This window comes from Paenochrobactrum glaciei (assembly GCF_039522165.1).
Classification (GTDB): domain Bacteria; phylum Pseudomonadota; class Alphaproteobacteria; order Rhizobiales; family Rhizobiaceae; genus Paenochrobactrum; species Paenochrobactrum glaciei.
The window spans coordinates 57,055-81,914 of record NZ_BAAADE010000008.1 but is presented as its reverse complement, the minus strand read 5'-3'; the positions used below and the strand labels follow the sequence as shown (position 1 = coordinate 81,914).

Genomic DNA, 24,860 nt, shown 5'->3' with positions numbered 1-24,860 from the left:
GAATTCCTTAACCTATTGGGAGGATTGGTTTAAAACAGTGAGGGTTTCGGTAGCGATGACACGCTCTTCATCGGTAGTGAGCATGAAAGCCACGATTTTGCTTGTCTCTTGAGTGATGCAAAAAGCATTTTTTTTGTTGGCTGCATTGTCCAGTTCAAGGCCTAGCCACTGTAACTTGCGCGCGATGCGGGCGCGGATTTCCGGCTGATGTTCGCCAATGCCGGCGGTGAAAATAACGGCATCCATCCCGCCAAGGCTTGTCGCCTGACGGGTGATCTCGCCAGCAATACGGGTGGTGAAAAGTTCAATCGCTTGGTGCGCTTCGGGAGTATCGCTTACCAGCAATTCACGGCAATCGCCGCTGATGGCTGAAACACCGAGCAGGCCGGAGCGATGATAAAGCAGATCGGTCAGTGCATCGGTGCTCATCTTCTGCTGGCTCAGCAAATGTAGCAGCACACCAGCATCAATATTACCGCAGCGTGTTGCCATCGGAATACCGTCCAGTGTTGAAAAGCTCATGCTGGTATCGACGCTCTTGCCGTTCTCAAGCGCGCAAATACTGGCACCGCTGCCAAGATGCGCAACAATGAGCTTTTTTCGGCCTAAGTCGGGCTTGAGCTCGTTAAATTGTTGCGCGATGGATTGGTAAGAAAGGCCGTGAAATCCATAGCGCTTGATGCCCTGATCGTGCATTGCACGCGGAATAGCAAAGCGGCGGATCACATCCGGCATGGTGCGATGGAATGCAGTGTCAAAGGAGGCTGTTTGCAAAATATCAGGGAAAAGCTGACGGATTGCTTTAATCAGTGCCAGACATTTAGGCTGATGCAGTGGCGCATAGGCTGACAGATCATCAATTGCCTGAATGCTTTTTTCATCAATCAGCACGGGACCGGCAAAAATATCGCCGCCATGCACAACACGGTGCCCGATTGCTTTGACGCGGGCAAGGTCGATATGGGTTGAAAGTTTGTCAAAAACTTCGCTTAAGACAGCAACAATATCGGCGGAATCTTGTGCTTGCAGCTTGATATCCAGCCGTTCCTTGCCGCGCTCCATATGAAAATTCAACGGAGACGCGGCAAAGTCGATGCCTGCTTTTGCCGATTTTTTTAAAGACGAGCCATCACATTCAAAACTGCCGATTTTAACGGTAGATGATCCTGTATTGAATGTGAGGATTAAATCATTCATTCCAAGTCCTAACATAAAGACAGTATTGCAATCAGCGTGCGGCAGTTTTTATCGGCGGATCACCTCAGGAAGTTGCGGAAGCGTTTCAGTGCAAAGAAGAACAGCACCGAACCGATCACTATAAGTGCAAGGAATTGCGGCCAGATCACACTCAAACCTGCACCACGGAAAAGAACCGATTGGGCAAGAATGACGAAGTGCGTGTTTGGTGCCGCAAGCATGATATATTGAATGATTTCCGGCATACTTTCACGCGGTGTCATGCCACCGGACAAGACCTGCAACGGCAACAGAATAAGGATGATCAAGAGCCCGAATTGCGGCATGGAACCGGCAATGGTTGCCAGATAAATGCCAAGGCTCGTGGTGGCGAAAAGTTGAAGCGCAACGCCGATCAAAAACAGTATCAGTGAGCCATTGACCGGCACGGCCAATATGCCTTCCACCACAAAAAGCAACGACAAGGCTGTTGCCACAAGCACAACCAGCCCCATCGACCAGACCTTACTGATCATGATTTCGATCGGGGTGACCGGCATCACCAGAAGATGCTCGATCGTACCATGTTCGCGCTCACGGATGAGTGCGGCACCGGTCAGAATGATCGACAGCATGGTGACCGAAGCAATCACATTGGTGACCGCGCCAAACCAGCCTTTATTCAACTCTTCATTGAAGCGGGCGCGCATATTCTGTTCGACCGGCATTTTGGTGCCGCCGCGATAGCGGTTCAGGAACTCGCTCACTTCGTTGGTGACAATTGTCTGGACATAACGTCCACCACTGAAGGCCTGACTCATGCGGGTTGCGTCAATATTAAGCTGGATGGTCGGATTGCGACCGGCCAGCAGATCACGCTGAAAACTTGGCGGAATATTAAGCGCAAATGTATCAAGGCCGGAGTCCATGCGCTTGTCCATTTCGTGCGTTGAGATAAGTTTCGGCGGCACGAAATAAGGCGGATAAAACGCAGTGGTGATACGGCTGGATATCGGCGACTGATCTTCATCAACAATCGCAATGGCTGCATTGTTGAGGTTTTCCGGCATCGCTTTTGAAGCCGTATAAATGGCCAGCGAAAACGCGTAAACAATCAGGATAATCAGCATCGGATCGCGGGCAAGCCCGCGCAATTCCTTGATGCCGAGACGGAATATATTGGCAATCCTCATCTCAGCGCGCCTGTTTCTTGAGTAGAATGATACCCAGCACCATCAGCACCGGAATGGTAATCAGCAGCATCAGGAAAGGCAGACCCAGATCGGAGAAACTGAGGGCTTTCGAGAAAGTGCCGCGTGAAATGATGGTGAAATAGGTGGTCGGATAAAGCTGGCCGATAATGGCACCCGCACCTTGCAGCGACGACACCGGATCAATAATGCCGGAATACTGGACAGCCGGAATGAGGGTCATCAAAGCTGTACCAAAAATAGCGGCGATCTGGCTGTTCATGAAGGTGGAAATCACCAAGCCCATGCCCGTTGTGATGATCACATAAAGCAGAGCAGCCGTTGCATAGGTCAGGAAACTGCCGGTAAAGCGGACTTGAAAAATGAAGACCGCAAAGGCTGTCAGCATCAGGAAGTTGAAGAAGGCGAGTCCGATATAAGGCAATTGCTTGCCGATCAGAAACTCGAACTTTGTCACAGGTGTCACGTAGAAATTGATGATGGAACCAAGTTCTTTTTCGCGCACCACACTCAACACGGATAACATCGACGGAATGACAAGCAGCAGCAGCGGAATAACTGCGGGAACCATAGCCACCAGACTTTGTACATCCGGATTATAGCGATAGCGGATTTCCATGTTGAAGCTGGTCAGCGCAGTTGTGTTGCCATAAAGCTCACGGGCTTTTTGCGACAGCCAGTTCAAATGTGTGCCTTGCACATAGCCTTGAATGGTTTCTGCACGCACAGGCATTGCACCATCAATCCATGCACCCACTTCGACAGGGCGGCCATGCTCAATATTGCGGCCGAAATTCGGAGGAATTTCAAGCGCCAGACTGATCTCGCCATTACGCATGCGCTTGTCCAGCTCATCATAATCGAGGATCGGATCTTTTTCGATGAAATAGCGGGAGCCTGAGAACTGGCGTATATAGTCACGGCTGATCGTGGTGTCATCGCGGTCAATCACCGCGAAGCTGAGGTTGTTTACGTCCAGATTGATACCGTAACCAATCACGAACATCAAAATGACACTACCGAGCATGGCAAGCGTTGCACGGATCGGATCACGACGAAGCTCCAGCGTTTCACGGCGCGTATAAGCAAGCAAACGCCGCAAATCCGGCATCCAGCTGGTTGAAGGCGCCGGAAGCTCTCTTACCGGTTCACTGTTCATCTTTTCATCTGCCACATGCACCGGTTGCGGGACAGGGGCAGTTTCGCCGATGGCATCTTCCAAATAACCGATAAAGGCTTCTTCCAATGTTTCAGCATTGCGGCTGGCGGTGATTGCCGCCGGTGTATCGCTGATCAGCACTTTACCGGCATGCATCAGCGATATGCGATCACACAATTCCGCTTCATTCATGAAGTGGGTGGAGACGAAAATTGTTACATTATCTTTACGCGAAAGATCAGCCAGAATTTGCCAGAAAGCATCGCGCGCCACCGGATCAACGCCGGAGGTCGGTTCGTCAAGGATCAAAACATCAGGCTGATGGATAAGCGCAACCGCCAAAGACAGACGCTGGCGAATACCAAGCGGCATATCATCAGGATAGACATCCATCATGTCGCCCAAATCAAAACGTGCAGCGAGCTCGACAATACGCTCTTTGGTGCGTGCTTCCTCCATACCAAAAAGCTTGGCATGAAGTTCCAGATTTTGATGAACGGTTAATTCAGAATAAAGCGAAAATGCTTGTGACATATAGCCGACGCGGCGACGCACATCGATGTTTTTCGTGTCAACTTCACGGCCAAAAAGACGCGCAATACCCTCACTTGCCGGCAGCAAGCCGGTCAGCACTTTCATGGTGGTGGATTTACCGCAACCATTGGAGCCAAGAAAACCGAAAATTTCGCCGCGCGGAATGCGGAAACTGACATCGCTGACCGCGGTAAATTTACCAAAGCGCACGGTGACATGCTCGGCTTCAATCGCAATATCGGTGATCGATTCATCGCGTGGCGGGATGATCACTTTATGGTGATCGCGGCGTAATTCTTCCGGCAGCAGCGCAATAAAGGCCGTATCCACATCCGGCGTGCCTGTTTGCGCCATAAGTTCTTGTGGTGTGCCACTGGCGAGAATCTGTCCGTCATTCATCGCAACCAGCCAGTCGAAGCGCTCGGCCTCTTCCATATAGGCGGTCGCAACGATCACGCTCATACCGGGGCGATCTTTGCGGATATCGTCAATCAGCTCCCAGAACTGCCGACGAGAGAGCGGATCAACACCGGTGGTTGGTTCATCCAGAATAAGCAGATCAGGATCGTGAATGAGCGAACAGCACAAACTCGTCTTCTGCTTCATACCACCGGAAAGCTTGCCAGCAGGACGGTCGGCAAAAGGCGACATGCCGGTGCGTGCCAGAAGATCGGCAATGCGGCGTTCGCGTTCATGTTTGTTATGACCGAATAATCTGCCGAAAAACTCAATATTTTCAAAGACCGACAGGGTCGGGTAAAGGTTTTTACCCAAACCTTGCGGCATATAGGCAATACGCGGAAAAGCCTGTTGGCGATGGCGTTTGTCGGCAATGTCGCCGTCGAGCACCTCAATGAAGCCGTCCTGCATGATGCGCGCACCAGCAATCAGCGACAACAGGCTGGATTTTCCCACACCGTCGGGGCCGATCAGGCCGATCATGCGACCGGCCGGAATGTCGAGTGTCAGGTCACGCAAAGCCTGCTTGTCACCATAAGACAGGCTGACATTTTGAATGCGGACGACTGGTTTGTCGTCCGCTGCAATACCGCTCGCCAATGGGCTGTTCATTTTACTGGTTCCGCAAGGTTGTCTGGCCATTGAGCATCAGATTTCAACTTGACATAAACACTGCCCGGCAGGCCTGTTTTTACCATCTGAATGTGCTTTTTAAGCAGTTCTTGCGGGATTTTTGCCTTTACACGGAATACCAGTTTCTGGCGTTCTTCTTCGGTTTCAACCGATTTCGGGGTGAACTGCGCAACATCGGCCACAAAGCTGATGCTTGCCGGAATAACAAGTTGCGGGGCTGCATCGAGTACGATGCGTGCTTCTGCACCGATTGCAACCTGACCTGCCTGCGCAGTCGGCAGGAAGAAGGTCATGTAAACATCGCTCAAGTCAACCAGATTGAGCACGCGGCCACCGGCAGAAATAACCTCACCCGGCTGGGCTACACGATATTGAACGCGACCAGGCTTTGGCGCTTTGAGCGTTGCATCATCAATTTCAATTGTGATGCTGGCAATGGCAGCTTTAGCTGCATCCACGGCTGCTTCCGCATCAATCACTTGTGCTTTAGCGGCATTAATGCCGGCATCGGTTGCAGCAAGTTGCGCTTTGGCGGCGCTTACAGCTGCCTCGACGCCACGTGCATTGGCGCGGTCATCATCAAGGATTTGCTGTGAAACAGTGCGGCTTTCGCTGAGCTGTTGTGAGCGGGTTAAGCGGCGGGTGGCTGCATCAAGTTGTGCTTCGCGCTGTGCGACAACGGCTTCTGCGGCCTTCTTCTCGGCTTCGCGCTGTGCAACGAGGCTGTGAGCGGTTTCAATGCCAATTTCGGCACGGCGCAATTGTGCCTCTGCCTGACGACGCTGGCTTTCGACCTGATCGGTATCCATGCGGGCGAGGATATCGCCTTCATTTACGAAATCACCTTCATCGGCCATGATCTCGCGAATGCGGCCTGGGCTTTTGGTGGAAATGTCGATTTCTACGGCTTCAATTCGGCCGTTGCCGGAAGCGATACCAGCGGGCAGGCCGCTGTTGTTGAGTTTTTGCCAGGCATAATAACCGCCGGCTGCGACGAGGGCCAAGATTATAACAAGAGTATATTTATTATACTTGCCTGATTCTTTTTTTGACATTGACTGCGCCTGACTAATCGGAAATTTTCTTAACTGACTGAGATATTAATCAAACTCGGTCATTGATTTTAGTCAATGCTAAATATTTCTTTTGGTAAATTAGGTAATTATTCTTATAAATTGATTCTTTATTTCCTTTTTTCTTTATCACAAAATTGTGATCTGTGTTTTTCGGATAAAAAAGTATCGTCCATTTCAATTTTAAAAGTATTTACAACTATAGTCGTAGAGTTTTTTGATGGAGAGGATGAGCATTTTCACTGATATTGCTTTTTAGATTTTACTGAGAATGATTGCGCTTGCCGTACTTAAGGATATTTAAAAACACGTTATTTTACGGTTTTATGTCATAGGTTTTGTTGACATATTGATATATTAATATTTAAAATTAAGGTCGTAGAGTTGAGGGGGGCGTATCGTTTAGCTAATATCTTGCAATCAATATTGGTAGATGGTCCGGCAAGATCGGTAAGCGGATTGAAAGATGTTTAGTCGGCTCTGATTGAGATAATTAAAAGCTGCATAAAAATTTGGGCGGATTAGCATAAAATGAGTGAGACACATCCACGTTTATCAATGCAAGTTCTTGAGCAGTTACCGCAAGACGTTTTACGCCCGACTTATGATCGAAAAAAGCTAAAAGCAGGTATCGTTCATCTTGGTATTGGCGCCTTTCATCGTGCGCATCAAGCTGTTTATACTGATGATATTTTACAGGCCGACGCGCAGGAATGGGGCATAATTGGTGTGTCTTTGCGCAGTCCTGATACGCGTGATGCGCTTGCCCCTCAGGATGGTCTTTATACTATTACGGTGCGTTCTGCGGCCCATGAGCAAGTGCGGGTAATTGGTAGTGTCGTGCAATTATTGGTCGCGCCGGAAAATCCTCAAACTGTGATGGATGCACTTTGTGAGCCTGAAATAAAAATTGTTTCTCTGACCATTACCGAAAAGGGATATTGCTACGCCCCAGCTACCGGCACGCTTGATGAAAGCCATGCTGATGTTGTTCACGATTTACAAGAGCACAATCATCCACGCTCTGCACTTGGCTACATTGTGGAAGCGCTGCGCCGTCGTCGGCAAGCGGGCGTGGCACCATTCACTGTGCTTTCTTGTGATAATCTGCCTTCAAATGGCGAAACACTTAAGCGTGTTGTGACACGTTTTGCAGCTCTGCGTGATCCTGAACTGGCTGAATATATTGCAGCACATGTGGCATTTCCGTCTACGATGGTTGATCGGATTGTGCCGGCCACAACAGAAGCTGACCGTTCCGCTATTGTTGATGCAACCGGAGTGGTTGATGCCTGGCCAATCATGACTGAAGCTTTTAGCCAATGGGTTGTTGAGGATCATTTTACCAATGGACGCCCGAAGTGGGAAATGGCGGGTGTTACTTTTGTGCAGGATGTTTCGGCTTTTGAATTGATGAAGCTTCGGCTGTTAAATGGCAGCCATTCAACAATTGCATATCTTGGCTATTTGGCTGGTCATGAAACTGTTTCTGACGTCATGGCGGCGGAAGGTTTTGCGCGTTTTATACGCGAGATGATGGATGAAGAGATCAGCTCTACTTTGCCGAAACTGCCCGATTTTGATCTCAACCACTATAAAGATCAGCTGATTGAGCGGTTTAGAAATTCGTCACTCAAGCATCGGACATGGCAGATTGCTATGGATGGCAGTCAAAAATTACCGCAACGCTTGTTGGGGACTATTCGCGAACGATTGGCTGATGGGCAGTCTATTGATCGCTTATCGATGGGGGTTGCAGGCTGGATGCGCTATGCGACCGGACTGGATGAAAAAGGCGCAGCTATTGATGTGCGCGATCCGTTGGTTCAGGAAATTCAGGCTCACATTGCAGGGCAGAAAACAGCAGCGGAACTTGTTGCAGCCTATTGCTCGATTGAAGAGATTTTCCCTCGTGATCTGGCTGGAAATCAAATCTTTCGGGCTTGTGTAGAGCACGCGCTGCAAAGCTTGCTGGAAATTGGTGCAGCGCGATCCGTAGCACAGTTTAAGTAAGAATAAGGTTCTTTGTTTGCTCTGGGAGGAGTGGCTGTGGCAGAGATTAAAAAAGCGGTCATCGTTGGTGTCGGCATGGTGGCGCAAACGCATCTGGATGCGATTGCTGCTTCTGATACAGTCAACTTGCATGGGGTTTTAGGCCGCCATTATGAGCGGTCCAAAAGCTTTCATGAAGGGGCGGAAAGGCAACTTGGGGTTCGCCTGCGTCATTATTATGATGTGGAAGAAATCGCGGCTGATCCGGCCGTGGATTTTGTAATTGTTTTGACCCCGCCCAATGTGCGTGAAGAAATTATTGCTCCCTTAGCAAGGGCGGGCAAGCATATTTTGCTGGAAAAACCGGTTGCCAGAAATAGCCATGAAGCAAAGATGATTGTTGATCTTTGTCAGGATCATGATGTTTCGTTAGGTATTGTGTTTCAATTGCGTATGCGAGCTGCTTATCAAAACGCGGTGCAATTGGTGGCTGGCGGCAAGCTTGGCGCTTTAGGAATATGCGAAATTTCAGTGCCGTGGTGGCGGCCGCAAACTTATTATGACGAGCCCGGACGCGGCACTTATGCGCGCGATGGCGGCGGCGTATTGCTGACGCAGGCAATTCATACCATCGATATGGCTTTGAGTTTGACGGGGCCTGCCAAATCGGTTCAGGCAATGGCTGTTACCTCACGTTTTCATCAGATGGAAGCCGAGGATTTTGTTACTGCGGGTATTGAGTTTGCTTCAGGTGCTGTGGGCTCATTCATGGCTTCAACGGCGAGTTATCCGGGCAATACAGAAACAATTTCGCTTTATTATGAGAAGGCAACTTTGCGGCTTTCAGCCGGTAAACTGGAGATTATCTGGCGGGATGGCAGTACTGAAACAATAGCAAGCGAAGAACTCTCAGGCTCCGGTGCGAATCCGATGGCTTTTTCGCATAGTTTGCATCAGGCAATCATTGAAGATTTTGCCGAAGCTTTGATCAGTAAGCGCAAACCAGCCATCAGTGGTGAAGAGGCATTACAGGCACATACTTTGATTGATGCGATGTTGCAATCCGCAAAGTCCGGCAAGAAAGAAGCCGTTTTATAATCAGACAAAAAAATCCGACCGGCTTTTGCGCAACTCGTCAATGTCCGGTAAAACAGCGTTTAAGTGTTGTTTCATGGCTTTGACTGCTTCAGACGTATCTTTTGCGGCTATGGCATCGCGGATGTGTTTATGCTCGCGCACAACCTGATCCATGCGACCAAGTACAGGCACGGTCATGCGTCGCGCACGATCGATCTGAATTTTTACCAGTTTCAAATGTTGCCAGATACCAGGAAAGCCTGATATCTCGGCGATCGCTTCGTGAAACTGATCGTCTGCTTCGTGAAAGAGATCTAATTTACTGCGCTTGGCGTGAAATTCTTGCAATTCAATCAGTTCATCGAGCTTGCTGATTGCTTCTTTTGTTGCGGCATGCGCTGCATATTCAGCCGTTGTGCCTTCTAAGGCTTGCCGTATTACGACGGCTTCAGGTATGCGGTCGACAGGAATTCGGGCTACAAATGTGCCGGATTGCGGGAAAATATCGACCAAACCTTCTTCACTTAAGCGGATAAGAGCCTCACGAACCGGCGTGCGGCTGACCCCGAAATGGTCGATAAAGGTTTTTTCGTTAAGGGCTGTACCGGGCAGAAGTTTCATGGCGATGATATCTGCCTGCAATGCCCTGTAAATAAGCTTGGCGGCAGTTTCACGGACAGCCCGACGCTTTGGTTGCTCTGTTTGACCAAATATCGGTTGCGAGCTCACTGCTGTTTCCTACTGAAATTACTTTGAAAATCTTAGTTTTGAAATATTAGTATATTGTTTTTTGATATTCGCCAAGCATGGAAGAAAAACGCGCTGATGCGCGGCTCAAAAGTAAAGTGCAGGCAGCAAAATAATGAATTCTAAAATAATAGATTGAGGGCTGATGCAATTTCAGTATCAGCCCTTAATCGATGTTGTCGTTAGTTCATGCCTAATTGCTTGTAGACACGCTGGACATATTGGCCGAAAGGCTCGGTCAGTTTGACGTCTAATGTGCGCGGGGCAGGCAGATCGATTTTAAAATAATCTGCCATACGGGCAGGGCCTGCACTCAGCACGGCGCAATGCGAGCCTAAGAAAATAGCTTCCTGAATACCGTGTGTGACGAAAACAAACGTTTTCTTGCTCTCTTGCCATATCCGCAGCATTTCAAGGTTCATTTTTTCCCGCGTTATCGCATCCAATGCACCGAAAGGCTCATCCATCAAAACCAGTTTAGGATCATGAATTAATGAGCGTGCAATGGCTGCGCGCTGCTGCATGCCGCCGGAAAGCTCGTATGGATATTTATCCGTTGCATGACCAAGGCCAACCATATGTAAAAGGTCTTTGGCACGCTCTTTGGCAGCCTTTTTCGGTAAGCCTAAAATCTGTGCAGGCAGAATAACATTTTCGGCAATGGTGCGCCATTTTAACAGCAAAGGCTGCTGAAAAACCATGCCGATATCCGTGCCGTCAAAGTCGGTTTTTGTACCGTCACCAATGGTAACGGTGCCGCCGCTTTCTTTATGCAAACCGGCCAGAATTTTAAGCACAGTGGTTTTCCCACAACCGGACGGGCCGACGACGGACAAGAGATCGCCTTCATTGATCTCAAGTGTCACATCGGAGACTGCAACGGATTCTTTGTTGCCGGTATGGTAGGTTTTGCGCACATTTTGCAAGCGGATCAGCGGTGTCGGCGCAATGGCGCTTTGCTGTGTTGAAAGACTGTTCATGCGAGCCACCTTTCGCGATTAGCTGCAACGAATTCATCATCATTCAGATCAGGATGTGCCTGATAAACGCGGGAGATTTCTTCTGCCTGACCTTTGGAAAGACCTTCCTCAGGATCAAGACACCAGATGCCCTCCAGCAAACCTTGGCGGCGTAAAACCTCATGACAGCCAGCAATACAGCCATGAAAATTATTGGCGACATCAAAAAAGGCTGCATTACAATCGGTTACTTTTGCATCCAGCGCAAGCAGTGACTGGGACACAGGTTTGTGGTCGGCTGTTTCTGCGTGGATGCGTTCAAGCAATTCTACCGCGCGTTTTGTCCAGACTGACCAGTGACCAAGCAGGCCGCCTTTGAAACGGAGCGTGACTGCTTCATCACCGCGTGCAAGGGTAAAAGGCAGTGTCAGATCAGCAACGATATGGTCGTCATTGCCGGTATAAAGTGTGATCTTGTTTTCAGCCTTAGCTTTGACAATGCCGCGCAGCACATCCAGTGTGCGATAGCGATGAAACGGCGCTACTTTAATCGCGATCGCATTGTCGATTTGGGCAAATTCGCACCAGAAATCTTCATCCAGAATAATGCCGCCAACCGAGGTTTGCATGTAAAAACCAATGACAGGAATTTCTTCTGCAATGGTTTTGCAATGCTGGATGAGTTCCGCACTTGTCTGACCTTTCAGCGCACCCATGCTGATAAGAACGGCGTGATAGCCAAGTTCACGAGCGATTTTAGCCTCATTGCGAGCTTGCTCGGTCTGACCTGCAACACCTGCAATCATTGCAAGCGGACGGTCAGTCCATGCGCGGCTGTCTTCAATCGCAGCTTTGAGTACCGGTTCGTATAAGTCATTGTCACGAATGGCAAATTGCGTGGTGTGCACACCAACCGCCAGACCGCCGACACCGGCATCCATATAATAACGTGTCAAAGCGCGTTGACGTTTGCGGTCAAAATTGCGGTTCTCATCAAGTGCCAGCGGATGCGCCGGAATAACCGCGCCGCGGCGAATAATATTGAGAACATTTTCAGGCAGTTGTGTGTAATGTAATCCCATTTTCCTGAACTCCTTACGCCCCTTTGATTTGTTTATAATCAGGCGCTCTACCCAAATTCCGGCCCTGCAATGGCAAGTGTCTGGTATTGTGTTTGTTGCAATTGATGTGAGCCTTTTTGCATCCGCAAAAATGGCCGTTGTTTGGTAAATCCGAGCTGCACCAGACGTTGTGCAATGCTTGCATAATCGTCGAGCAGATCAATGAAGACAGCGCCTGATAATTGTTTGATCAGGGCTTCGATACACTCCAATGCTTCGGCTTCATCGTGGCCGATAACCGGCCCTATCTGCCATGCCAAGCGCCCGTCACGGACAAAGCATGTCGTTGATGCGTTGGCGCTTGTGACAACTGGATAACGCTTGTTAAAGTTTTCCAGCACAAAGCTTCTGTCAGCACCAAAGGCAAGGTTTGCCTGGGTTTTAGCATTGTGAGAGGCGGTCTGGCTTAAGGTTTCTGACGCTAAGCCTTTGCCAGAACCTTGCCAGCGTGTGATTTTGAGCGAAGGCACAAAACCGAGGGCGCGATAGATCGGTTCGCCAGCTGGTGTTGCATCTAAAAAGGCGGTATGGTTTCGTGCTTCAGTCCATTGCAGGCAATGTTTTAACAAACCCGTACCATAGCCACGCCCGCGCCATTCTGCTTTCGTGAGAACCATACTGATCCATGCGATGTCGTCGCCATAGGGGATGACAGCTGCACTGGCGGCCAGTTGTTCCGGCGTTGCAAAAACGCCAAAAACAACCCCGTGCCGGAAAAACAGCTCCCAATCTTGTTCAGTCTGGTTCCAGCCTGCTTGTGTTGAAAGCAAACAGGCTTGATCCATGTCGTTTTCAGACAGCTGAACAATATTGAAAGCGTCAGTAGGTGCCATCGCGTGCCTCGAAATGCGTCGGCTTGTTATGCGACGGCATCTGCGCCATGACCCAGTCTGCTGTCCATTGCATCATCTGGCCGAGGGAAACGACCGGATAACCGAAAAGACGGTTGGAGAGTGTCGCATTGGAAAGCCATACTTTGTCGGCTTCCTCACCGGTGATGACAACTTCCTTACCCATCATGCGGGCAAATTCATTGGCAAGCCAGCGAACGGAAATTGTTTCAGGGCCGGTCACATTAATCGGTGATGTTGGCACTGTGGCCTGAAGCAGGCAGCGCAATGCAATCGCATTGGCATCACCCTGCCAGATGACATTTGCATGTCCCATCGTGACATCCACCGGCAAACCATCGCGGACTTTAACGGCAACGTCATGCAAAACACCATAACGCAGATCAATTGCATAATTCAGGCGATATAGAATGCCCGGTGTTTGATGGGTCTGCGAGAAATGTTCCAGCAAACGTTCGCGGCCGATGCAGGATTGTGCATATTCGCCCGGAGGGTTCAGCGGCGAATTTTCATTGCTGCCCATGCTGTCGGTCGCTACAAATTCATAAACGCAACCGGTGGAAAAAGCGACAATGCGTGACTGGTGGAAGACTTCTGCAACCAGTGCCGGCATCAGCGTATTGGTTGCCCAAGTGGCAGCCTGATCACCGCTCGAACCGAATTTACGCCCTGCCATGAAGATGATGTTTTTGATTTTCGGCAGCTTTGCCAAGGCATCACGAGCCAGCATATCGCAGGCAATTGTTTCAATGCCGTGCATTTCCAGCTGTTCGCGTGCCGCAGGGTCGCTATAACGCGCAACTGCAACGATGCGCTTTTCCGGTGCCGCATTTTTGGCAAGGCGTGCAAGCGATGGTCCCATTTTGCCGGATGCGCCGAGGATCATGATATCGCCGTCCAGTTTGCGCATATCATCAATCAGAGCTTGTGTCGGCAGTGACAAGAATGTTTCGAGTTCATCGATGGAGGCAAAACCAGCAGGGGGGGTGCTTTGATCCAGCATTTTAATGTCGTTTGGTGATGAAGTCATGGTCATGATTTTCTCGCATCTTGTGGGACGATCATATGCTCAAGCAGCAGCACTGCGAGATAAAGCAGCATGCCAATAAGCGTGATAAGGGTGACGGCCATAAACATCGCCGGTGTATCGAGAGAGGCTTGCACCTGGATCATCAGGTAAGCCAGACCGCGGTCGGAAGCGATAAATTCGCCGACCACTGCACCGGCAACTGCCAGAATGGTTGCAACCTTCATACCGGAGAAAATGAAAGGCATGGCACCAGGTAACTGGATATAGATAAATTGCTGCCATTTGGTGCCGCGCAGCGAGTTCACCAAATCAAGAAGGTCAGGTTCAATTTCACGCAAACCCCTGATTGTGGTTAGCAAAATAGGGAAATAGCAGAGTGAGAAAGTAATAAGAATATTGGTGCTGATACCGTAGCTGAACCAGACGATCACCAAAGGGCCAAGTGCCACTTTCGGGATCATGTTGAGGGTGATCAGCAGCGGAAAAGCAAGCGTTGTCAGCCATTTTGACCATGAAAAGAGCAAGGCTGTCGCAATGCCCAATATGATGGCAAGCAGATAGCCGCCCAAAATTTCGCTGGCGGTGACCCAGCTATTGTTGAACCAGTCATATTTGGCCGCTGTAATTGTCGCAATGACATCACTTGGTGCAGGCAAAATATAGCGCGGCACTTCAAACCAACGAACACCAAACTCCCAAAAAAGCAATGCTGCCACATGCACGGCAATGGCAATAGCGCGATTTTTATTGGTTTCGCGGCGTTGCAGCCGCATCAGTTCTTTCTGTTCACTGCCGGAATCAATTGCTTCGGCCATTTGTTACTCCCCCTGAGTTCCCGATTTAAAGTAAACCGCGCTTTTAGAGGAATGTCAACCAACCAGTTGGTTGATTATTTTCTAACGTGTATTTTTAAGGCCGCAAAGCGCTCAATATCAGATCAATGACATGCTGACGTCTGGCATCAATGCTGTCTTTACTTGTCATATCACGCTTGAAAATCACTGAAAGTGTTTTGTGATTGGAGAAGTAAAAGAAGGAGAGACCGGCAATCGAAAGATAGAGATTAATCGGCTCGAATTTATTGTTGAATAATCCGGCCTTGATGCCTCTGGCCAGTGTTTCATCAATCATTTTGACGAGCGGTGAATGCATTTCGGCAATATTGTCGGACGTTTTGAGATGGCATGCATCCATGCGGTTTTCATCATTCAACAGTGCGATGAATTCGGGATGTTCGGCCAGATAATCAAACGAAAAAGAGACGAGGCGCGCCATGGCGTCTTCAGGAGAGAGATCTTCCAGATGCAGCTGCATCTCGCTTTCGCGGATTTCGCGATAAACTTCTTCCAAAGTCAGTTTGTAAAGCTCGGCTTTGCTGCCGAAGTAATGATAAACAAGCTGTTTATTGCAGCCTGCCATTTGGGCAATACGGTCAACACGGCCTCCCTCAAAGCCATATTGGGTAAATTCACTCATGGCCGCCTGCAGCAATGCTTTCGAGGTTGCAACAGGATCACGCTTCTGTACGGCTTCTTGTTTTTTTGGCGTTGTCAAAAATATATCCCTTTAATCAACCAACCAGTTGTTTGGTTATTGCGTTCTTCTAGCATCTGTGCAAATATTTTACCAGATATGAACGCCGCATATCACTCTTCGTCAAGAAGGCTCTTCATCTCTGACAAGCGTTTTTAAATTTAGCAAATTCTTGAACAAATATAACGGACCATGTTGGGAGGCATATCCATGAATACGTTCAGTAAGCTTATTGCAGGTTTTTTAGCTTCATGTGCGATGCTTCCCGCAGTCGCTTCGGCTGAAAATATCAATATTGTTTTAAACTGGGTTCCGACAGCGGATCACATGCCTTATTTTTATGCCAAGCAGATGGGCTTGTATGAAAAAGAAGGCCTGACAGTTAATATTGAAAGCGGCCGCGGATCAGGCGCAGCCGCACAAAAGGTCGGTGCCGGTTTTTCCCAATTTGGCATTGCTGATATGGCGACCGTGTTGCTTGCTAAAGGGCAGGGCGCAGACAGCGTTGCTTTAATGACGGTTTACACCAATTCGCCGCAGGGTTTTTATTGGCTGAAAAGCAAAGGCATCAAGGGGCCTGAAGATTTTCCGGGTCATTCGATCGGCAATCCGCCCGCAGATGCATCGCGCGTGATGTGGCCAATGTTTGCAGAAGCAGTAAAGATTGATCCTGCAGCGGTGAAATTTGTCAATATTTCTCCGCAGGCCAAAGTCGCGTCACTTAAAAGCGGTGCCATTGATATCACCAGTGATTTTTATAACGAACATGACATGAAAGTGCGCGAGTTCGGTGATGATCTGGGCTTTCTGGCATGGCGGGATATTGGCATTAATCCTTATGGCAACTCCATTATTGTCAATGCGGACTATCTGAATAAAAATTCTGAAACTGTGCGTAAATTTATGCAGGTTACGCAAAAAGCCTTTGAAGCTTGCGTGAAGGATAAAGATCCTTGCATTGAGGCATTGCTCAGTCAGGTTTCCGGTTTGGATAAAAGCAATCAGGAAGATCAGTGGAACCGCATTCAGGAATTGATGCGCGATAAAACCACTATGGAAGTCGGGCTTGGCGCTTTTGATGACGAGCGTATGAAGCAGGACTATGAAATGGTTGAGAAATATTTCGATCTGGAAAAGCCGTTTGATATTAAAACAGCTTACAGCAATGAATATCTCGACCTATCGATCAAAATGCCGAAAGAATAAAAATCGGGCTCACGACGCTCGTTTATATGGTTGATGAGTTTATTAAATTTATGCCTCGGAATGGGTTATCCCTTCCGAGGCATATTTATCTTAAATACAGAATTATTCCTGCTGGCTTTTGATGTAGCGGCTGGTAAGCCATGCAGCTTTTGCAGGCATGGAAAGCACAGTATTCGCTAATTCAACACGTTCTTCGGTGTGGTGATTTTCACCATTCAGAATGTTGACAGTGCCAACAAGTGTATCATTCAAAATAATCGGTAGATTGATGACCGACGCACAGCCAAGCTGGCCGATTAGCTCCGCATCAGGAAAAACTTTATCAATATCAGCAAGATTATTAGCGACAAAGGTGCGGCGTTGTTTATGCACTACATCGAACCATGAATTATAGGTAATCGGCTTGCTGCCGGAGACCGGATATTCTTCCGGATGCGATGTGAAAATACGCCCCGAACGCTCGATCTTCATATTGGCTTCCATTAGCGTAAACAGCTTTGCGCCAATGACAGCATCGGTCAAACGCCAAAGTGCTTCAAATGGCTCTTCAGGCTTGGTTGCTTTAGCCAGTGCTTTGTCAAAGGCGATCATTTCTGCTTGAAAACGGGTCATATCTTTCTCTTCCCTATTGGTTGCCGCCGCTGGCGACATATAATTCCTGCGCGTAATCGCTGCTGAAACGGCCTTGTTTCAGTTGAGCGACATCGGCAATTTCGAGCACGCGACCGTGGCGCATAACTGCCATCCGGTCACATAAAAATGAAACAACCGGCAAATTGTGGGTGACCATCAAATAAGTGAGGTTCCGCTCTTTGCGTAAGCGTTTCAAAAGGTTCAGAATTTCCGCCTGTACCGACACGTCTAAAGCTGAGGTCGGTTCATCCAGCAGCAGCACTTTAGGCTCAAGCATCAGGGCGCGGGCAATCGCTACGCGCTGACGCTGACCGCCGGATAATTGGTGCGGATAGCGAAAGCGGAAGCGCTGATCGAGCCCCACCGCATTGAGCATATCTTTTACCTTCTGGTCGCGCCCGCTCAAACCATGAATGGACATGCCTTCGGCCAGACAATCATCAATGGTTTTGCGCGGATGCAGCGACGCATAAGGGTCCTGAAACACCATCTGGCATTGCAATGCCGCCTGTTTGTCGGCGCCATGCAGACGCGATTTTCCGAGAATGGAAATTTCACCGCTCCAATCAGGTGCTAGTCCCATGATTGCTTTCAGAATGGTCGATTTACCTGAGCCGCTTTCACCCACAAGGGCAAAGCTTTCGCCTTGGGCAACCGACACATTCACATCATGCACAACCTGCGTTCTGCCATAGGAAATGCAAAGGTCTTTTAGTTCAATTGCAGTGCCACTCATGTTCGTGCTCCTGCACTCCAGAGGCTGCGGTCAAGCACGGGCAGCTCGTCGCGATCCTCATCAATTTTCGGCATGGCGGCAAGGAGACCCTGTGTATAAGGATGTTTGGCCTGATGCAGGTCTTTGGCCAGACATTCCTCAACAATTTCACCGCTATTCATCACGATGATCCGGTCACAATAGCGCGCTACCAGATTGAGATCATGACTGATCAGCAAAAGTCCCATGCCATTGTCTGAAACAAGCGCATCCATAATATCAAGCACCTGCGCCTGAACGGAGACATCTAATGCCGATGTCGGTTCATCGGCAATCAGCAAATCGGGCTTCGGGATCAGCATCATGGCAATCATCACGCGCTGCCCCATGCCACCAGACACTTCATGCGGATAAAGCTTGGCAACATGCGCCGGATTGTTGATGCGCACCGCTTCCAGCATGGCAATAACGCGGGAATTTAACTCTTTGCGCGAGATTTTTTCGTGCGTCTGCAAGGCTTCGGCAATCTGATCACCAATGGTCATCACAGGATTGAGCGAAAATTTCGGATCCTGCATCACCATGGAAATACGGCTGCCGCGTAAGGCACGCATTTGCCGCTCGGAGGTGCTTAACAAATCAATGCCATCAAAATTCATTTTGTCGGCGGTGATTTTGCCGGGCTTGCGGATGAGTTTGAGAATGGCGCGGCCGGTCATGGATTTGCCGGAGCCACTCTCACCCACAATGCCGAGTTTTTCGCGTCCTAGCTGAAAAGAAATACCTTTGACGACATTAACCGGCCCGCGATTGGTTGGAAAAGTGACAGTGAGGTTTTTGATTTCCAATAGAGCTTGGCTTGTGTCAGCAGCACTCATTGCTTGCCTCCCTGTTTTGGATCAAGCACATCGCGCAGGCCATCGCCAAGCAAACAAAAACCAAGGCTGACGAGGATAATCGCAAAGCCCGGCATGGTTGCCACCCACCATTGGTCGAGAATAAAATTACGACCACTGGCAATCATAGCACCCCATTCCGGCAATGGCGGCTGCGCCCCAAGGCCGAGAAAGCCAAGACCGGCGGCGGTCAGAATGATGCCTGCCATATCAAGGGTAACGCGGACAATAGTGGAGGAAGCGCAAAGCGGCAGTACATGGCGCAGAATAATGCGGGTGTGACCGGCACCTTGAATGCGCACGGCTGCGATAAATTCCGCGTCCCTGAAGGTGATGGTTTCAGCGCGTGCAATACGGGCATAAACCGGCCATGCGGTGAGCGCGATAGCAATAATAGCATTTTCAATGCCGGGCCCGAGAGCGGCCACAAAGGCAAGCGCCATGATCAGCTTTGGCATTGAGAGGAAAATATCGGTGATTGCCATCATCGCACGGTCAACCCAGCCGCCGAAATAGCCGGCAACGGCGCCGATGATGAGGCCAAGAGGGGCGGCAATCACCCCAACCATGGTGACAATCAGCAAGGTGATACGCGCACCATAAACCACGCGTGACCAGATATCGCGGCCAAGCTCGTCGGTGCCCATCCAATGCGCACTGCTTGGTGCCATCAGGCGGGCGGAAAGATTTTGGCTGGTGGGTGAATAGGGTGCAATCATCGGTGCAAAGGCCGCAATCAGCAGCAATGCGAGAATGATGATCAGACCGATCACGGTCAGCGGATTACGCAGCAGGGCGGTAAAGACCTGCCAGAAACGTCCCATCCGCGCCTGAAAACGCGAGGCCGGAGAGTCGTCTAAAAGCCAGTTTCGCAATGTGCTCATCGGCGCGCCCTCGGATCCAGAAACTGATAGAGAAGATCAGACAATTTGTTGATCAGAATGAAGACCGTACCGATCACCAATGTTGCGCCCAAAACGGCATTCATATCGGCGTTAAACAAAGCTGTGGTGAGGTAATTACCAATGCCCGGCCATGAGAACACGGTTTCGATCATCACTGAGCCTTCAAGTAGCGCTGCATAGGAAAGGCCGATAACGGTGACGAGCTGAATGCGGATCGGGTAAAATGCATGGCGCCAGATCACCCGCCATTCCGCCACACCTTTCACGCGTGCAGTGGTGACAAATTCTTGCCCCAGCTGCTCCAGCATGAAAGAGCGCGTCATGCGTGAAATATAGGCAAGGCTGAAGAAGCCAAGAATGAAAGACGGCAAAATCAGATGCGCAAAAGCATTGGCAAAAATTTCCCAATCGCGTGCAATGATGGCATCAATCAGATAGAGGCCGGTAACATGATCAATCATGCCGTCATAGAAAACATCCAGACGACCAGGGCCTGCAACCCAGCCAAGATTGGCATAGAAAAAGGCTAAACCAACAAGGCCAAGCCAAAAGGCCGGAACGGCATAGCCGAGCAGACCAAAAACGCGGATCAGCTGATCCAGCCAGCCGCTTTGATGGGTGGCGGCGTAAACGCCCATAGGCACACCAAAAACTACACCAATGATGATGCCGATCGTTGCCATTTCCAAAGTAGCGGGAAAAACACGCGCCAAATCTTGTGCAACGGAGCGTCCGGTGGAAATAGAATTACCGAGATTGCCGCTGAACACATCGCCGACATAAGAGAAGAATTGCATAATGAGCGGACGATCAAGCCCCATGGCCTGACGCGCTGCTTCATACACTTCCTTGCTGGCACGATCGCCGACAACTGCCAGCACCGGATCAATCGGCACAATGCGACCGATGAAGAAGGTGATCGCCAAAAGCCCGATAAAAGTGCCGAGGATGACGATTAAAAAATAGCTCATATCTTTGAAAGTCTGGCCAAGCCTGCCTGTGGCTTTTTCCAGAGAATTCAAGCTTGTCGAGGTGGACGGATCAACAGCCATTGATGAACCTCCCGCCAGAATCAGCCGCATGCGGCTTTAAAAAAAAGTACATTGAGCCTCCCACAGGCATGCCGTTTAATCCTGCCTAAATATTCAGCTTTTCGGCGCAAATTCGGGTGTTTTCTGATGAAACCCAACCCTTTCGCGCCTCACTCTGTCTGAAGCTTTGTGCAAAATTTCACTTGGATAATAACGAAAAATCTGATTAAATCAAAAAAATTTTTATGAGGGAAAAATTTGAGTAAAAAACTTGGGCGCCCCGCATCAGAACTGGAAACGCAGATCGGACACCTGATCCGTATGCGTCGCAAGCAGCTGGGCATGACCTTGCAGCAGCTTGGTGACGGCGCCAATTTGTCTGTTGGCTATCTCAGTCAGGTGGAGCGCGATTTCGCAACGCCAACACTGGCAGCGCTTGCCGGCATTGCCCGCGCACTGGATGTGAGCCTCGATTATTTTATCTCGGAACCGACATTGGAGGAGGGCTTTACCCAAGCGGCCACCCGCCCGCGTTTTTCCATTGCCGGTTCGCCTTTGCTTTATGAGAAACTGGGCGCGCAATTGCCGGGCAATCAGCTTTCGTCATTCATTTTGAATGCACCGGCCGGTTATGAGGCCGAGGCTGTCAGCCATGAAGGCGATGAACTGATTTACATATTGGAAGGCTCAATCATTCTGTGTCTCGACGGGCAGGAATTTACCATGGTTGAGGGCGACAGCCTGCATTATCGCGGCACTACTCCGCATTCATGGGCAAACCGTACCGACAAGCCAGCGCGCCTTTTATGGGTTGGCTCTCTGGCCGTTTTCAACAATTCCAGCCTGAGCAATGTGGTGGTGCCGGAGACACCGATTATCACTCTATGAAAATGATCAACATGTAACATGCCAGCAATGGCACTCAAAAACCGAAGTGGAGGAGATTTCTTATGAAGCTTTATAAAGCAGCCCTGATGGCCGCGGCCTTGAGCCTGCCATTTGTGCAACCTGTCTGGGCAGCAACACCGGATCATTCTTTGGTCGTTGCGCAAAATATCAATGATATTGTAGCACTTGATCCGGCACAGGCTTACGAATTTTCGTCAGGCGAACTGGTCAGCAATCTTTATGACCGTCTGGTGCAATATGATGCAGAAGACACCACCGTTCTGGCAGCTGGTCTGGCATCGGAATGGGCAGCAGATGAAGCTGCTAAAACCATTCGCTTTACCATGCGTGAAAATGCCAAGTTCAATTCAGGCAATCCGGTGCGTGCGGAAGACGTCGTCTTTTCGCTGTCACGCGTTATCAAGCTGAACCTCACACCGGCTTTCATCCTGACTCAGCTGGGCTGGACACCTGAAAATGTCGATCAGATGATCACTGTCGATAATGGTCAGGTTGTGCTGAAATATGACGGTGATTTCTCGTCTGCTTTTGTGTTGAACGTGCTGGCTGCCCGTCCTGCTTCCATTGTTGATGAAAAAACAGTGATGGCCAACGAAAAAGACGGCGATATGGGTAATGGCTGGCTGAACACCAACAGCGCCGGTTCCGGCCCTTTCACACTCGCAGCCTATAAGCCGGGTGAATTGGTACGTCTTAATGCCAATCCGGATTATTTCAAAGGCGCACCTGCCATGCGCGGTATTGTCATTCGTCATGTGGCAGAATCCGCGACGCAGCAATTATTGCTGACATCGGGCGATGTGGATATGGCGCGCAACATGACGGCAGACCAGATTGCCGGTATTAAAAGCGATGATGTAAAAGTGGAAAGCTTCCCGCAGGCAGCTGTTCACTTCCTCGCCTTTAACCAGAAATCAGAAGCCTTGCAGCCAAAAGCTGTATGGGAGGCTGCGCGTTATCTGGTCGATTATGAAGGCATGTCCAACACCTTCCTTAAAGGCCAGATGGTGCCGCATCAGGCCTTTTGGCCTAAGGGTTTCCCAGGCTCATATGACGAAATGCCATATAGCTACAACCCTGAAAAAGCTAAGCAGATTCTGAAAGATGCCGGTATTAAAACCCCGATCAAGGTGAAGCTTGATGTGATCAATTCGGCACCTTTTGCCGATATGGCGCAGTCTTTGCAGGCAAGTTTTGCTGAAGGTGGCATCAATTTCGACATTCTGCCGGGCACGGGTTCACAGGTCATCACCAAATATCGTGAGCGCAGCCATGATGGCGTGTTGCTTTATTGGGGGCCGGATTTCATGGATCCGCATTCTAATGCCAAAGCCTTTGCTTATAACCGCGATAATTCCGACGAGAATTATCAGGCCACTACGGCATGGCGCAACGCATGGGCAGTGCCTAACGATATCAACGACATGACCGATAAAGCTTTGTCGGAACCGGATGCAGAAAAGCGCACAGAGCTTTATACTGAACTGCAAAAACGTGTTCAGGCAGAGTCACCGATTGTCGTTATGTTTCAGGCGGCCTATCAGGTTCCGATGAACAAAAAAGTAAACGGCTATGTGAATGGCGCGATTGCTGATTTCGTTTATTATCGCCTTGTGACCAAAAACTAAAAATCATGAGTTTCAAGGGCTGCATTGCGGCCCTTGATCTTTTGAGATCAGGAAATTGAAGATGTCTTTTGTCAACGAAAAGCGTATTGCGGCATTGCGTGCGCAAATGCTTGCAACCGGCACCGATCTGGTGGTGCTCGGGCCTTCCACGCACATGGTTTATATGAGCGGTGTTGATCCGCATGGCGATGAACGTGCTGTGATGCTGCTGATTTCGCAAAAACATGCGGGCTTTTTGATGCCTGCACTGAATGCGGATAGTGCACGCAACAAAACCGATCTGCCATTTGTCACATGGGTGGATGCTGACGGGCCGATTGCAGCGTTCAACACTTTGATTGCTACTTGCGAGCTGCCGGCCAATCCGGTGATTGCGCTTGATGAAACCATGCGTGCGGATTTTGCATTGCTGGTTCTGGACAATGTTGCGCATTCAGCGCGCAAATTTACCAATGACACGGTTGGTCACTTGCGGGCGCATAAAGATGAGCAGGAATATGATCTGCTCAAAGCCAGCGCATTGCTGAATGATGCTGCCATGCAGGCTGGTTATGATGCTTTGAAAACTGGCATTACAGAGCTGGAAGTGGCAACGGTTATCCGTAATCACTTTAAAGCCAATGGCGCGCAGCCGATTTTTGTCAGCGTTTGCTTTGGTGAAAACGGTGCCTATCCGCACCACCATACCGGTGCAACCAAATTGCAAAACGGCGATGCGGTGATGATCGATATTGGTGCGCGTTTGAACGGTTATCCGTCTGATATGACCCGCAGCGGCTTCTTTGGTGAGCCAACAGAAAAATTCACGCAAGTGTTTAACATTGTGAATGAAGCTGTTGCCAAGGCATTGGCTGCAGCCAAGCCGGGTGTAAAGGCATGTGAAGTGGATCGTGCAGCGCGTGATCACATTACGCAGGCAGGTTTTGGCGCGTATTTTCTGCACCGTACCGGCCATGGTTTAGGGCTTGATGTGCATGAGCCACCATACATCACCGGCACATCTGATGTCGTTCTGGAAGAGGGTATGGTATTCTCGATTGAGCCGGGTATTTATCTGGCGAAAGAGTTTGGCGTGCGTCAGGAAGAGATCGTTATCATGCGCTCATCGGGCGCAGAAGTGCTCTCCGATATGCCACGCGATATGGTTGTGAAGTCAGCTTAACGATTAAGCTAACTAATTCTATTCATTAGATAATAATGCCGCTTTGCATCTGCATGGCGGCATTATTTTTTTGCTCATTAAAGCCTGAAACTCTGGCCTATACGGCTTTCCTTAACTGGAACTCTTTTGCACTTTCTCTTTCGGCTAGGCTTCCCGCGCCGGAGTGAAAAATGTCTGTGTGCAGACAATGCCGGCCAGTTTGGTTGTTATGCAAGGGAAG

Annotated in this window: 22 protein-coding genes; 6 read left to right on the top strand and 16 right to left on the bottom strand. The window is 49.5% G+C overall.

Annotated features, from left to right (window positions below):
- Positions 1–12: 12 nt before the first annotated feature.
- The 4 genes from ABDZ76_RS14770 to ABDZ76_RS14755 are packed head-to-tail and all read right to left on the bottom strand — an operon-like array spanning position 13 to position 6,227.
- Entirely contained in the window at positions 13–1,197 is a 1,185-nt protein-coding gene (locus ABDZ76_RS14770; protein WP_343807003.1) for an acetate/propionate family kinase, read from the bottom strand.
- A gap of 59 nt (positions 1,198–1,256) precedes the next feature.
- A complete protein-coding gene (locus tag ABDZ76_RS14765; protein ID WP_343807000.1) occupies positions 1,257–2,369 on the bottom strand; it encodes an ABC transporter permease in 1,113 nt (370 codons plus the stop codon).
- Between the two features lies 1 nt (position 2,370).
- Positions 2,371–5,151: a ribosome-associated ATPase/putative transporter RbbA gene (gene rbbA, locus ABDZ76_RS14760; RefSeq protein WP_343806997.1), complete on the bottom strand. Its 2,781-nt coding sequence runs from the start codon at positions 5,149–5,151 to the stop codon at positions 2,371–2,373.
- Entirely contained in the window at positions 5,148–6,227 is a 1,080-nt protein-coding gene (locus ABDZ76_RS14755) for an HlyD family secretion protein (protein WP_343806993.1), read from the bottom strand. The genes rbbA and ABDZ76_RS14755 overlap by 4 nt, the downstream gene beginning before the upstream one ends.
- 549 nt (positions 6,228–6,776) lie before the next feature.
- Between ABDZ76_RS14755 and ABDZ76_RS14750 the strand changes: the two genes are divergently transcribed.
- A complete protein-coding gene (locus tag ABDZ76_RS14750; RefSeq protein WP_343806990.1) occupies positions 6,777–8,258 on the top strand; it encodes a mannitol dehydrogenase family protein in 1,482 nt (493 codons plus the stop codon).
- A gap of 36 nt (positions 8,259–8,294) precedes the next feature.
- Positions 8,295–9,335, top strand: a complete 1,041-nt coding sequence (locus ABDZ76_RS14745) for a Gfo/Idh/MocA family protein (RefSeq protein ID WP_343806985.1) — start codon at positions 8,295–8,297, stop codon at positions 9,333–9,335.
- Here the strand turns inward: ABDZ76_RS14745 and ABDZ76_RS14740 are convergent, their stop codons facing one another.
- From ABDZ76_RS14740 to ABDZ76_RS14710, 7 genes are all read right to left on the bottom strand, one after another.
- Positions 9,336–10,043 (bottom strand): GntR family transcriptional regulator, encoded by a 708-nt coding sequence (locus tag ABDZ76_RS14740; protein WP_374844715.1) that lies wholly within the window; start codon positions 10,041–10,043, stop codon positions 9,336–9,338. It lies immediately after the preceding gene.
- Between the two features lie 200 nt (positions 10,044–10,243).
- On the bottom strand, positions 10,244–11,041 hold the full coding sequence (locus tag ABDZ76_RS14735; RefSeq protein ID WP_343806982.1) for an ABC transporter ATP-binding protein: 798 nt from the start codon (positions 11,039–11,041) through the stop codon (positions 10,244–10,246).
- The gene (locus ABDZ76_RS14730) at positions 11,038–12,102 is read right to left on the bottom strand and encodes a dihydrodipicolinate synthase family protein (RefSeq protein WP_343806979.1); all 1,065 of its coding nucleotides are present in this window, start codon (positions 12,100–12,102) and stop codon (positions 11,038–11,040) included. Before ABDZ76_RS14730 ends, ABDZ76_RS14735 begins: the two co-directional genes overlap by 4 nt.
- 47 nt (positions 12,103–12,149) lie before the next feature.
- Positions 12,150–12,974, bottom strand: coding sequence for a GNAT family N-acetyltransferase (locus ABDZ76_RS14725; protein WP_343806976.1), 825 nt, complete (start codon positions 12,972–12,974; stop codon positions 12,150–12,152).
- Entirely contained in the window at positions 12,961–14,028 is a 1,068-nt protein-coding gene (locus tag ABDZ76_RS14720) for an NAD-dependent epimerase/dehydratase family protein (protein ID WP_343806973.1), read from the bottom strand. The genes ABDZ76_RS14725 and ABDZ76_RS14720 overlap by 14 nt, the downstream gene beginning before the upstream one ends.
- Complete coding sequence (locus ABDZ76_RS14715; RefSeq protein WP_343807068.1) at positions 14,025–14,795, bottom strand: ABC transporter permease; 771 nt, start codon at positions 14,793–14,795, stop codon at positions 14,025–14,027. Before ABDZ76_RS14715 ends, ABDZ76_RS14720 begins: the two co-directional genes overlap by 4 nt.
- A gap of 136 nt (positions 14,796–14,931) precedes the next feature.
- The gene (locus ABDZ76_RS14710; protein WP_343806970.1) at positions 14,932–15,576 is read right to left on the bottom strand and encodes a TetR/AcrR family transcriptional regulator; all 645 of its coding nucleotides are present in this window, start codon (positions 15,574–15,576) and stop codon (positions 14,932–14,934) included.
- Positions 15,577–15,765: 189 nt separating this feature from the next.
- On the opposite strand from ABDZ76_RS14710, the gene ABDZ76_RS14705 reads away from it, so the two are divergent.
- A complete protein-coding gene (locus tag ABDZ76_RS14705; protein ID WP_343806967.1) occupies positions 15,766–16,761 on the top strand; it encodes an ABC transporter substrate-binding protein in 996 nt (331 codons plus the stop codon).
- Between the two features lie 102 nt (positions 16,762–16,863).
- Here the strand turns inward: ABDZ76_RS14705 and ABDZ76_RS14700 are convergent, their stop codons facing one another.
- From ABDZ76_RS14700 to ABDZ76_RS14680, 5 genes are read right to left on the bottom strand one after another with little or no spacing between them, the layout of a single operon-like run.
- Positions 16,864–17,373, bottom strand: coding sequence for a GAF domain-containing protein (locus ABDZ76_RS14700; protein ID WP_343806964.1), 510 nt, complete (start codon positions 17,371–17,373; stop codon positions 16,864–16,866).
- 13 nt (positions 17,374–17,386) lie between these two features.
- Positions 17,387–18,130: an ABC transporter ATP-binding protein gene (locus ABDZ76_RS14695; RefSeq protein WP_343806961.1), complete on the bottom strand. Its 744-nt coding sequence runs from the start codon at positions 18,128–18,130 to the stop codon at positions 17,387–17,389.
- Positions 18,127–18,987, bottom strand: coding sequence for an ABC transporter ATP-binding protein (locus tag ABDZ76_RS14690; RefSeq protein ID WP_343806958.1), 861 nt, complete (start codon positions 18,985–18,987; stop codon positions 18,127–18,129). Before ABDZ76_RS14690 ends, ABDZ76_RS14695 begins: the two co-directional genes overlap by 4 nt.
- The gene (locus tag ABDZ76_RS14685) at positions 18,984–19,889 is read right to left on the bottom strand and encodes an ABC transporter permease (RefSeq protein ID WP_343806955.1); all 906 of its coding nucleotides are present in this window, start codon (positions 19,887–19,889) and stop codon (positions 18,984–18,986) included. The genes ABDZ76_RS14690 and ABDZ76_RS14685 overlap by 4 nt, the downstream gene beginning before the upstream one ends.
- Entirely contained in the window at positions 19,886–20,881 is a 996-nt protein-coding gene (locus ABDZ76_RS14680) for an ABC transporter permease (protein ID WP_343807063.1), read from the bottom strand. The genes ABDZ76_RS14685 and ABDZ76_RS14680 overlap by 4 nt, the downstream gene beginning before the upstream one ends.
- A 318-nt stretch (positions 20,882–21,199) precedes the next feature.
- On the opposite strand from ABDZ76_RS14680, the gene ABDZ76_RS14675 reads away from it, so the two are divergent.
- The 3 genes from ABDZ76_RS14675 to ABDZ76_RS14665 all read left to right on the top strand — a co-directional run bounded on the left by ABDZ76_RS14675 (position 21,200) and on the right by ABDZ76_RS14665 (position 24,640).
- Entirely contained in the window at positions 21,200–21,829 is a 630-nt protein-coding gene (locus tag ABDZ76_RS14675; protein ID WP_343806952.1) for a helix-turn-helix domain-containing protein, read from the top strand.
- A gap of 62 nt (positions 21,830–21,891) precedes the next feature.
- On the top strand, positions 21,892–23,478 hold the full coding sequence (locus ABDZ76_RS14670; RefSeq protein WP_343806949.1) for an ABC transporter substrate-binding protein: 1,587 nt from the start codon (positions 21,892–21,894) through the stop codon (positions 23,476–23,478).
- 61 nt (positions 23,479–23,539) lie between these two features.
- Entirely contained in the window at positions 23,540–24,640 is a 1,101-nt protein-coding gene (locus tag ABDZ76_RS14665) for a M24 family metallopeptidase (RefSeq protein ID WP_343806946.1), read from the top strand.
- Positions 24,641–24,860: the final 220 nt, after the last annotated feature.